General features: G+C 62.1%; 11 protein-coding genes. 8 read left to right on the forward strand and 3 right to left on the reverse strand.

Annotation, left to right across the window (positions count from 1 at the left end):
• The first annotated feature begins 17 nt into the window (after positions 1–17).
• The gene (locus APH41_RS14555) at positions 18–398 is read left to right on the forward strand and encodes a RidA family protein (RefSeq protein ID WP_003176922.1); all 381 of its coding nucleotides are present in this window, start codon (positions 18–20) and stop codon (positions 396–398) included.
• A 56-nt stretch (positions 399–454) separates the two neighbouring features.
• Positions 455–1195 (forward strand): hypothetical protein, encoded by a 741-nt coding sequence (locus APH41_RS14560; RefSeq protein WP_054896042.1) that lies wholly within the window; start codon positions 455–457, stop codon positions 1193–1195.
• Positions 1196–1321: 126 nt separating this feature from the next.
• On the opposite strand, the gene APH41_RS14565 is transcribed toward APH41_RS14560, so the two are convergent.
• Positions 1322–2173: an SDR family oxidoreductase gene (locus tag APH41_RS14565; RefSeq protein ID WP_054919732.1), complete on the reverse strand. Its 852-nt coding sequence runs from the start codon at positions 2171–2173 to the stop codon at positions 1322–1324.
• Between the two features lie 188 nt (positions 2174–2361).
• Between APH41_RS14565 and exbB the strand changes: the two genes are divergently transcribed.
• From exbB to APH41_RS14595, 6 genes are all read left to right on the forward strand, one after another.
• On the forward strand, positions 2362–3345 hold the full coding sequence (exbB, locus tag APH41_RS14570) for a tonB-system energizer ExbB (RefSeq protein WP_034129097.1): 984 nt from the start codon (positions 2362–2364) through the stop codon (positions 3343–3345).
• A 6-nt stretch (positions 3346–3351) separates the two neighbouring features.
• Complete coding sequence (gene exbD, locus APH41_RS14575; RefSeq protein WP_003195519.1) at positions 3352–3777, forward strand: TonB system transport protein ExbD; 426 nt, start codon at positions 3352–3354, stop codon at positions 3775–3777.
• A complete protein-coding gene (locus APH41_RS14580) occupies positions 3774–4520 on the forward strand; it encodes an energy transducer TonB (RefSeq protein WP_003195521.1) in 747 nt (248 codons plus the stop codon). Before exbD ends, APH41_RS14580 begins: the two co-directional genes overlap by 4 nt.
• Positions 4521–4676: 156 nt before the next feature.
• Positions 4677–5597 (forward strand): hydrogen peroxide-inducible genes activator, encoded by a 921-nt coding sequence (locus tag APH41_RS14585; RefSeq protein ID WP_003195523.1) that lies wholly within the window; start codon positions 4677–4679, stop codon positions 5595–5597.
• 8 nt (positions 5598–5605) lie between these two features.
• Entirely contained in the window at positions 5606–7681 is a 2076-nt protein-coding gene (gene recG / locus APH41_RS14590; RefSeq protein ID WP_034129255.1) for an ATP-dependent DNA helicase RecG, read from the forward strand.
• 213 nt (positions 7682–7894) lie between these two features.
• On the forward strand, positions 7895–9295 hold the full coding sequence (locus APH41_RS14595) for an aminoacyl-tRNA deacylase and HDOD domain-containing protein (protein WP_032894530.1): 1401 nt from the start codon (positions 7895–7897) through the stop codon (positions 9293–9295).
• A 130-nt stretch (positions 9296–9425) separates the two neighbouring features.
• On the opposite strand, the gene APH41_RS14600 is transcribed toward APH41_RS14595, so the two are convergent.
• Both APH41_RS14600 and tagQ read right to left on the reverse strand, forming a co-directional pair.
• On the reverse strand, positions 9426–9800 hold the full coding sequence (locus tag APH41_RS14600; RefSeq protein ID WP_003195530.1) for a hypothetical protein: 375 nt from the start codon (positions 9798–9800) through the stop codon (positions 9426–9428).
• A gap of 124 nt (positions 9801–9924) precedes the next feature.
• On the reverse strand, positions 9925–10848 hold the full coding sequence (tagQ, locus tag APH41_RS14605) for a type VI secretion system-associated lipoprotein TagQ (RefSeq protein ID WP_003195532.1): 924 nt from the start codon (positions 10846–10848) through the stop codon (positions 9925–9927).
• Positions 10849–10863 lie beyond the last annotated feature (15 nt).

Below are 10863 nucleotides of genomic sequence, written 5' to 3' on the forward strand. Positions count from 1 at the left end.
ATTACAAGGAGTCATTCATGACCAAGACAGTTATCACCAGCGATAAAGCTCCAGCCGCCATCGGCACTTATTCCCAGGCGATCAAGGCGGGCAACACCGTCTACATGTCCGGCCAGATCCCGCTGGACCCAAAGACCATGGAACTGGTTGAAGGCTTCGAAGCCCAGACCGTGCAGGTCTTTGAAAACCTCAAGTCCGTGGCTGAAGCTGCCGGTGGTTCGTTCAAGGACATCGTCAAGCTGAACATCTTCCTCACCGACCTCAGCCACTTTGCCAAGGTCAACGAGATCATGGGCAAGTACTTCGAACAACCTTACCCAGCCCGCGCCGCCATCGGCGTTGCCGCCCTGCCAAAGGGTGCACAGGTTGAGATGGACGCCATTCTGGTCATCGAGTAAAACACCCGGCGCAGCCCAAACAGGCTGCGCCGACTTCGTTTCAGAAGGATTTCGTAATGCGCAAAGCGCTTGTAGCCTCCTCGTTGCTCGCCCTGTTGCTCGGCGGCTGTGCCAGCAACCCCGCCGACCTGGATGTAAGCGGTACCTGGATCAACCAGGCCGCCATCGACGCGGCAGCCAAGGGCGGCCCTTTGCGTGAAGCCCTGCAGTCCTATGGCCCCAACCTCGAGTGGGAGGTCAACACCAAGGCTTTGCAGGCGCGCTACTACAACGGTTTTGAAGTGGCGGAAGGCAAGTTGTCGGGTGAAAAGCCCGGCGCATGGAACGTGGATTTCTATGGCAGCTCTGCCACCGAACTCAAACGCAAAGGCAAACAACTGCTGCAAGTGGCCAACGACAACGAGCCCGAGCAGCTGTTTGCCCGCGCCAAAGACCCGGCCCCAGAAGGCGCGCCACTGGGCGCCAACTTCGAACGCACGCTGTACGCGGCCTATATGGGCGGCGACTGGAAGATCAGCGACGGCACCGGCAGCGGCGCCACGGTGCAGTTCCAGGCAGACGGCAAGGTCGCCGGCCTGCCGGGGGTTGATCGTTATTCACTCTGCCTGGCAGGCGATTGCGCCTCCATGAGCGGCGGCTATGACAGCATCTGGCTGCAACTGAACGGCCAGGGCAACCCATGGATCTTCACGCGCAAGGGTAAGCAACTGGAGATCTTCCAGGCGATCAATACCGCGCAGGCCGATGAAGTGCCTTCGTTTACGCCAGGCCCTCGCCAATGGTTGCTTGAAAAGTAATAAAAGCCTCGCCCAAATCCAAATGTGGGAGCTGGCTTGCCTGCGATGACGGTATTACATCCAACAAAGATGTGATTGATATACCGCTATCGCAGGCAAGCCAGCTCCCACATTTTTTGCCGCGCTTCAGCCTTTCAGAATCGCCGCATAGCCTTCCCGGTAAGTCGGGTATGTCGGCGTCCAGCCGAGCGCCTTCATACGTGCATTACTGCACTGCTTGCTCCCCGCACGCCGCACACTGGCGTCCTCGGCCCATTCGGTCACACCCAGGTACTCGCGCAACCACGCCACCACCTCGGCCAGTGGTGCCGGCGCATCGTCAACGCCGATATAGAACTTGTCCAGCGAACCGCCTTTTTCCACATGCCGCAGCAAAAACGCGAGCAGGCCCGCGGCATCATCAGCATGAATTCGGTTGCCATATAAAGGCGGGTCAACCGCTACACGATAGCCTTGGCGAACCTGAGTCAGCAGCCATTCCCGACCCGGACCGTAAATTCCGGTCAGCCGCACAACGGTGGCCGGGATGCCGCTATTGAGCGCCACTTGCTCAGCTTCCAGCATCACCTGCCCGGAATAGCCCTTCGCTTGCGTCTCGGACGTTTCGTCGACCCACTCGCCGTTCTGCTGTCCGTAAACACTGCTGCTGGAGACAAACAGCAGATGTTTCGGCTCCTGGCCGTAATCGCCCAGCCACTCCAACACATGCTGCAACCCTTGCACGTAGGCGGCGCGATAGCCGGCTTCGTCGTGGTCAGTGGCAGCGGCGCAGTACACCAGATAATCCACCCCGCCGATCGGCCAGGTGTCCGGGCAATCCTTTTTGAACAGATCGCCGGCAATGCCGATCACACCGTCGGGCAAGCGTGAAATATCGCGGCGCAGGCCGTGGACCTCCCATTCCGAGGCCAGCAATTGGCTAGCCAGCCGACTACCCACATCACCGCAACCGGCAATCACAACAGAAGGCGCAGACATCATAAAACTCCATTCTCAAAGGCGCAGATTAGCCGCGCGAGTGGATCAACGGCCAGTAAAAAGCGAAATAAAGTAACAGTGCCACTTTAGTTAACAAGAATTACTTGCAATAATAACCGCCCATTTGTCCTCGACCCTAAATGGTCTGGAAGGACGATCACCCATTTTTTCTCTCAGGTCCGGCCAGCATGACACGTCATACAACCCCCGCTTCGCCAACCAAGCTTCACAGCCCCTCCCGCGCCTGGCGTGCGATTGCTGCGATGCTGTTCAGCGTACTGCTGGCACCGACCGCCGCATTCGCTGACGCCACTGCCCCAGCCGCTCCGGCAGCTGCCGAGCAAAATGCCGCTACTGCGGCAACGCCTGCCGTCGCGCCAGTGGCCACCGACCCGGCCCAGGCCGCCGGCGCCGCCGCACCTGCCGACGAAACCGGCGTGGTGCTGGAAGAAGACAACACCCTGGGCATGGCCCACGACTTGTCGCCATGGGGCATGTACCAGAATGCTGACGTGGTGGTGAAAGCCGTAATGATCGGCCTGGCCATTGCCTCGATCATCACCTGGACCATCTGGATTGCCAAAGGCTTCGAGCTGTTGGGCGCCAAGCGTCGTCTGCGCGCTGAAATCGTCCACCTGAAAAAAGCCACCACCCTCAAGGAAGCGAGCGAAACCGCGACCAAGAAGGGCACCCTGGCCAACCTGCTGGTGCACGACGCACTGGAAGAAATGCGCCTGTCGGCCAACACCCGTGAAAAAGAAGGCATCAAGGAGCGCGTCAGCTTCCGCCTTGAGCGCCTGGTGGCCGCCTGCGGCCGTAACATGAGCAGCGGCACCGGCGTACTCGCTACCATCGGTTCCACCGCACCCTTCGTCGGCCTGTTCGGTACCGTGTGGGGCATCATGAACAGCTTCATCGGTATCGCCAAAACCCAGACCACCAACCTCGCCGTCGTTGCCCCCGGCATCGCCGAAGCCCTGCTGGCTACCGCCCTGGGCCTGGTTGCCGCAATTCCTGCGGTGGTCATCTACAACGTCTTCGCCCGTTCGATCGCCGGCTACAAGGCTCAGGTATCGGATGCGTCTGCAGAAGTCCTGTTGCTCGTCAGCCGTGACCTCGATCACCTGCCTACCGAGCGCAGCTCGCAACCGCACATGGTGAAAGTGGGGTAATCGGCCATGGGCCTGCATTTGAATCAAGGCGACGACGAACTCGTCGAGAACCACGAAATCAACGTCACGCCGTTTATCGACGTGATGCTGGTGCTGCTGATCATCTTCATGGTGGCGGCACCGCTGGCAACCGTGGACATCAAGGTGGACCTGCCCGCGTCCAGCGCCAAGCCGGCGCCGCGGCCGGAAAAACCGATCTTCCTCAGCGTCAAGGCGGACCAACGCCTGTTCCTGGGCGAAGAAGAGGTCAAGGCTGAAACCCTGGGGCCGGTGCTGGATGCCAAGACCCAAGGCAAGAAAGACACGACCATCTTCTTCCAGGCCGACAAAGGCGTGGACTACGGCGACCTGATGAGCGTGATGGATGCCCTGCGGGCAGCCGGCTACCTCAAGGTAGGCCTGGTCGGACTTGAGACGGCAGCCAAGAAATGATCACGACGCGCCACAAACTGACGCGTTATGGCACCAGCCTCGCCGTCGTGCTGGGCGTGCATGCCGTCGCGATCATCATCGCGCTCCAATGGTCCGCGCCGCAGGCGATCCAGCTGCCACCCGCCGCCATGGTCATCGACCTGGCGCCGCTGCCAGCACCGCCGCCGCCTCCAGCACCGCCCAAGGTCGTTGCGCCGCCGCCACCACCGGTCGAAGAGCTGCCCCTGCCGAAGCTGGCCGAGGCGCCCAAGCCAACGATCCAGGTGCCCAAGCCGGTCAAGCCCAAGCCCAAGCCACAACCGCCAAAACCGGTGGAGAAGAAGCCCGAGCCGCCCAAGGAGAAACCTTCCGAGGAGCCGCCGAGCGAAACGCCGCCGAGCAACGCACCTGCGCAGAAGTCCGCCCAGCCTACACCGGGCCCGTCGGCACAGCAGCTGGCCGCCCAGGCATCCTGGCAAAGCACGTTGCTGGCGCATCTGCAGAAGTACAAGAAGTACCCGCCCGGCGCCCAACGCAGTGGCAAGGAAGGTATGAACCGCTTGCGCTTCGTGGTCGATGGCGAAGGCAATGTGCTGTCCTACGAACTGGAAGGCCGCTCCGGCAACGCCGACCTGGACCGTGCAACCCTTGAGATGATCCGCAAGGCTCAGCCGCTACCCAAGCCACCGGCAGACCTGTTGAAAAACGGCAGCGTCGAACTGGTCGCGCCGTTCGTCTACAACATCGACAAGCGTCGCCGCTGAGAGAGCACTGTGGGAGGGGCTTGCTCCCTCCCACATTCGCTTTAATACCTCAGTAAAATTCCGATATTCCCCACTCAATCCCCAGCAAAGTTCTGATAACGTGCGTCTATCGATTGCAGCCGGTATGCTTGGCCCGCAACCTCATGGACGCCCGCTATGACTCTCACAGAATTACGCTACATCGTGACCCTCGCCCAAGAACAGCACTTCGGCCATGCCGCCGAGCGTTGCCACGTCAGCCAGCCGACGCTGTCGGTGGGTGTGAAAAAGCTTGAAGACGAACTCGGTGTGCTGATTTTCGAGCGCAGCAAGAGCGCCGTGCGCCTCACCCCGGTGGGCGAAGGTATCGTTGCCCAGGCGCAGAAGGTCCTGGAACAGGCGCAAAGCATTCGCGAATTGGCCCAGGCCGGCAAGAACCAGCTGACCGCGCCGCTCAAGGTCGGCGCGATCTACACGGTCGGCCCCTACCTGTTCCCGCACCTGATCCCGCAACTGCATCGCGTCGCGCCGCAGATGCCGCTGTATATCGAAGAAAACTTCACCCACGTGCTGCGCGACAAACTGCGCAACGGCGAGCTGGACGCGATCATCATCGCCCTGCCCTTCAACGAAGCGGACGTGCTGACCCTGCCGCTCTACGACGAGCCGTTCTACGTGCTGATGCCGGCCTCCCACCCGTGGACCAAGAAGGACACCATCGACGCCGGCCTGCTCAACGACAAGAGCCTGCTGCTGCTCGGTGAAGGCCACTGCTTCCGCGATCAGGTGCTGGAAGCCTGCCCGACCCTGACCAAGGGCAACGACGGCGCCAAGCACACCACGGTGGAATCCAGCTCCCTGGAAACCATTCGCCATATGGTCGCTTCCGGCCTGGGTATCTCGATCCTGCCGCTGTCTGCGGTAGACAGCCATCACTACGCCCAGGGCGTGATCGAAGTGCGCCCACTCACGCCGCCGGTGCCGTTCCGTACCGTAGCGATTGCCTGGCGCGCCAGCTTCCCGCGCCCCAAAGCGATTGAGATTCTCGCGGACTCGATCCGTCTGTGTTCGGTGGCCAAGCCGCCCGTTGCGAGCTAAGCCACGGTATGACTGAGCTGTCGCAGGTGTCGGTGACGGCACTCAAGGGTGTCGGTGAGGCCATGGCCGAGAAGCTGGCCAAGGTCGGCCTGGAGAACCTTCAGGACGTGCTGTTCCACCTGCCCCTGCGCTACCAGGACCGCACCCGCGTGGTGCCCATCGGCCATTTGCGCCCTGGGCAAGACGCGGTGATCGAAGGCACCGTCAGTGGCGCCGACGTGGTGATGGGCAAGCGCCGCAGCCTGGTGGTGCGCCTGCAGGACGGTACCGGCGGCTTGAGCCTGCGCTTCTACCACTTCAGCAACGCGCAGAAGGAAGGCCTCAAGCGTGGCACCCGCGTGCGCTGCTACGGCGAGGCACGCCCTGGCGCATCGGGCCTGGAAATCTACCACCCGGAATACCGCGCCATTACCGGCGACGAGCCGCCACCGGTGGACACCACGCTCACGCCGATCTACCCGCTGACCGAGGGCCTGACCCAGCAACGCCTGCGCCAGTTGTGCATGCAAACCCTGACGATGCTTGGCCCGCAAAGCCTGCCCGATTGGCTGCCCCTGGAGCTGGCCCGCGATTATCAGTTGGCGCCCCTGGCCGATGCGATTCGGTATTTGCATCACCCGCCCGCCGATGCCGATGTGGACGAACTCGCCCTCGGTCATCATTGGGCCCAACATCGCCTGGCCTTTGAAGAACTGCTCACGCACCAGCTGTCCCAGCAACGCCTGCGCGAAAGCATGCGTTCCCTGCGCGCCCCGGCGATGCCCAGAGCCACGCGGCTGCCTGCGCAATACCTGGCCAACCTCGGCTTTGCGCCCACCGGCGCGCAACAGCGCGTGGGCAATGAAATCGCCTACGACCTCAGCCAGCAAGAACCGATGCTGCGGTTGATCCAGGGTGACGTAGGGGCAGGCAAAACCGTGGTCGCTGCCCTGGCCGCCCTGCAAGCCCTGGAAGCTGGCTATCAAGTGGCGCTGATGGCACCGACGGAAATCCTCGCCGAACAACACTTCATCACCTTCAAGCGCTGGCTCGAACCGCTGGGCCTGGAGGTGGCGTGGCTGGCTGGCAAGCTCAAAGGCAAGAACCGCGTGGCCGCCCTGGAGCAGATCGCCGCCGGCGCACCGATGGTGGTGGGCACCCATGCGCTGTTCCAGGACGAAGTGCAGTTCAAGAACCTTGCGCTAGTGATCATCGACGAACAGCACCGATTTGGCGTGCAACAGCGCCTGGCCCTGCGCCAGAAAGGCGTGGGCGGGCGCATGAACCCGCACCAGTTGATCATGACCGCCACGCCGATCCCACGCACCCTGGCCATGAGCGCCTACGCCGACCTCGACACCTCGATCCTCGACGAACTGCCGCCGGGGCGTACCCCGGTCAATACCGTGCTGGTCACCGACACCCGGCGCGTCGAAGTGATCGAGCGCGTGCGCGGCGCTTGCGCCGAAGGCCGCCAGGCGTACTGGGTATGCACCCTGATCGAAGAGTCCGAAGAACTGACCTGCCAGGCCGCCGAAACCACTTATGAAGACCTCACCAGTGCCTTGGGTGAGCTCAAGGTGGGGTTGATTCATGGCCGTATGAAACCGGCGGAAAAAGCCGCGGTAATGGCCGAGTTCAAGGCCGGCAACCTGCAATTACTGGTGGCTACCACCGTGATTGAAGTGGGCGTGGACGTCCCCAACGCCAGTCTGATGATCATCGAAAACCCCGAGCGCCTGGGCCTGGCGCAACTGCACCAATTGCGCGGGCGGGTTGGCCGGGGCAGTGCCGCCAGCCACTGCGTGCTGCTCTATCATCCGCCACTGTCGCAGATCGGTCGCCAGCGCTTGGGCATCATGCGCGAAACCAACGACGGTTTTGTCATTGCCGAAAAAGACCTCGAACTGCGCGGCCCGGGTGAAATGCTCGGCACGCGCCAGACCGGCCTGCTGCAATTCAAGGTTGCCGACCTGATGCGCGATGCTGACTTGTTGCCCGCAGTCCGCGACGCCGCCCAGGCCCTGCTTGAGCGCTGGCCCGACCACGTCAGCCCGTTGCTCAACCGCTGGCTACGCCACGGCCAACAGTACGGCCAGGTTTGACCTCTTCCCTGTAGGAGCGAGCTTGCTCGCGAAAAACGCCAACGATGACGCGGACGCTCTGGATGATGGCGCCGCCAGGAAGGTCTTCGCGAGCAAGCTCGCTCCTACAGGGTAATCAGCACACCGCCAACCTCATCACAAACGCCACTTATCCGACCAACACCCGTATCAAGCTGGTTATACTCCAATGAATGTAAGAAATTGGATCAGGCCATGTCAGAAGTTGCCCTCGCCACAGCCCCACTGACCGCCCCGCCGGTCATTCGGGCGCTGCTCGCAAAGCTCGCCATCCCCTACACGGAAGTCATCGAACAGCCTGGCCTGAACCCTGCCCGAAAGGTCCAGGCGGTGTTGCTTGAAGATGCGGTTGGCGCGCTCATGGTGCTGTTTCCCCAAAGCCAATTGCTGGACCTCAACCGCCTCGCCGAACTCACCGGTCGCCGCCTCACGGCCGTCGCCCCCGAGCGGGTCGAGCGCATGCTGGGCAAGCATGACCTGAGCCTGCTGCCGGGCTTGCCGCCCCTGACCAGTTCGCCGTGCCTGTACGAAGGCCGCTTGCTCAATGAGCCGAGCCTGCTGGTGCATTCGGGCGAAGCCGGGCTGTTGCTGGAAATCCCCACCGACGCCTTCAAGAGCCTGCTCACCAAGGCCAGCGCCGCGCAGTTCGGTGAGCCCTTAAGCAACATCCGTCCGAACCTCGACCGCCCCAATGATGACCGCGAGGAAATCACCCAGGCGATGCAAGCCTTCACCGCTCGCCGTATCCAGCAACGCCTGGAAGCGACCATCGAAATTCCGCCGCTGGCCGACACGGCGCAGAAGATCATCAAGCTGCGCGTGGATCCCAACGCCACCATCGACGACATTACTGGCGTGGTGGAAACCGACCCGGCCCTTGCCGCCCAGGTCGTAAGCTGGGCCGCGTCGCCCTACTACGCCTCGCCGGGCAAGATCCGCTCAGTCGAAGACGCCATCGTGCGCGTGCTGGGCTTTGATCTTGTGATCAACCTGGCGCTGGGCCTGGCCCTGGGCAAAACCCTGAGCCTGCCCAAGGACCGCCCGCACCTGTCCACGCCGTACTGGCACCAGTCGATCTACACCGCCGCCGTGATCGAGGGCCTGACCCGCGCCATGCCCCGCGCCCAACGCCCGGAAGCCGGCCTGACCTACCTGGCAGGTTTGCTGCACAACTTCGGCTACCTGCTGCTGGCCCACGTGTTTCCGCCGCACTTCTCGCTGATCTGCCGCCACCTGGAGGTCAACCCGCACCTGTGCCACAGCTACGTCGAGCAACATTTGCTGGGCATCAGCCGCGAACAGATCGGCGCCTGGCTGATGCGCTACTGGGACATGCCGGACGAACTGTGCACCGCCCTGCGCTTCCAGCACGATCCCACGTATGACGGGCAATACGCCGAGTATCCGAACCTGGTGTGCCTGGCGGTGCGCCTGTTGCGCAGCCGGGGGATTGGCTCCGGGCCGGATGAATCCATTCCCGACGCGTTGCTTGAGCGCCTGGGCCTGAGCCGCGAGAAGGCCGAGGACGTGGTGGGTAAAGTGCTGGATGCCGAAGTGCTGTTGCGCGAATTGGCTTCGCAGTTCAGCCAGGGGTAAGCCCACCGCCTGTTAAACCGCTATCGCAGGCAAGCCAGCTCCCACAGTTGACCGTATTTCCAAGTTGGAACGCGGTCAACTGTGGGAGCTGGCTTGCCTGCGATGAATCCAACTCGGTCTACCTGACCACCTACTTCTTTTTCTTCGGCTTCAAATACTTGGTCAGACCCTGGAACCAGATCACCAGTGCCGGGTTGCCCTTGATCTGGATCGACTTGTCCTGAATCCCCGTCATGAATGCCAGTTGCTTGTTCTTCGCCTGCATCGTGGCGAAGCCGTAGGCGGCATCCTTGAAGGCAATCGCGAAGGCCGGCGCCGGGTGGACACCTGAGCGGCTGGTGATGCGCTGGTCTTTCACGATGAAGTGACGGGCAACCTTGCCGTCGAGGGTCTGCAGCTGGAAGGCCAGGTCTTTGTCACCCAGTTGCTGCTGGAAGGCGGGGTTGGTGCGGCTGGCTTTGCCCATCATCAGGCCCAGCACCCACAGGAGAAGACGAAATTTCATGCACACGGCCTCGGTGTATTTATTGGAGTGGCCGCAGCAGTGTAACGATTTGCAAAAGGAACGCCACCGATCTCGCGCTTTAGGCGCAGATCGGTTGGCGTTTAACGCTTATAGCAACAAGTACTTAAACGTTAGGGCAAGGCACTGGCGCCCAGTCGGCCAGGTTTGGATTGCGGCAGGTTGCTTCGATCTGGGTCTTGCCCGCACTGGCGACCTGCTTGCTTTCAGCTTGCTTGGCCTGCACGGTCTGGATGCTACGTTCGGTGGTGACCGCTTCTTTCGGCACTGTCGGCAGAACCGGCTTCTTGGCTGGCTTGACGGCTTTCTTGCCCTTGGCCGGAGCGACCACTGGCGTGGTATCGGCGGTGGCCACGGTCACCACATCGCTGCGCTGTACGCCGACCTGTTGCAGGTCTTTCTCGTAGGCCTGGGTGTAGTTGTTCAGGTCTTCGCTGGCTTTGCCGTTGACCGTCACGATCAGGTCATTGGACTCCTTCAGGCCCGCGACGATTTCCGCCAGGCGCTTGCGGCCTTCGGTGTCGTTGACGGTCTTGGCCTTGCGATCAGCCACCAGCTTGGTGAATGCGCTCTGGTAGCACTGCTGCGACGCCTTGGCATAGGCGGTGCTGCGGTCGATGTCCGAGGCGCTTTTGTTGAAGTCGGTGGAGTAGGACGCGATGCGCTGGTTGTCATCGGTGATCTGTTTCTGGCGCTCGGTGTAGTAACCCGCCGCACCGCCAGCCAGGGCGCCGCCTGCGGCACCGATCGCGGCATTGCGGCCACGGCTGTCCTTGTCGCCGGTCAGCGCGCCCAGCAGGGCACCGCCGGCCGCGCCGATCGCGGCACCGGTGACGACCGACTTGGTCATGTCCGAATCGGTGGCGCGCAGGTGCTGCACCGGCTCGTAGCAGTTGGGGTAGTACTCGACCTTGGTGCTCGACGCCACCTTGGACGCAGGCGACGTAGCGCAACCAGTCAACACGGTGCTGAAACCAGCTGCGATCAGCAGCAGGTGACGCTTGGAAACCGCCTTACGGGAAAAAAGCATAGATGTGATCTCTGT

The organism is Pseudomonas sp. NBRC 111138, from assembly GCF_001320835.1.
Taxonomy (GTDB): Bacteria; Pseudomonadota; Gammaproteobacteria; order Pseudomonadales; family Pseudomonadaceae; genus Aquipseudomonas; species Aquipseudomonas paracarnis.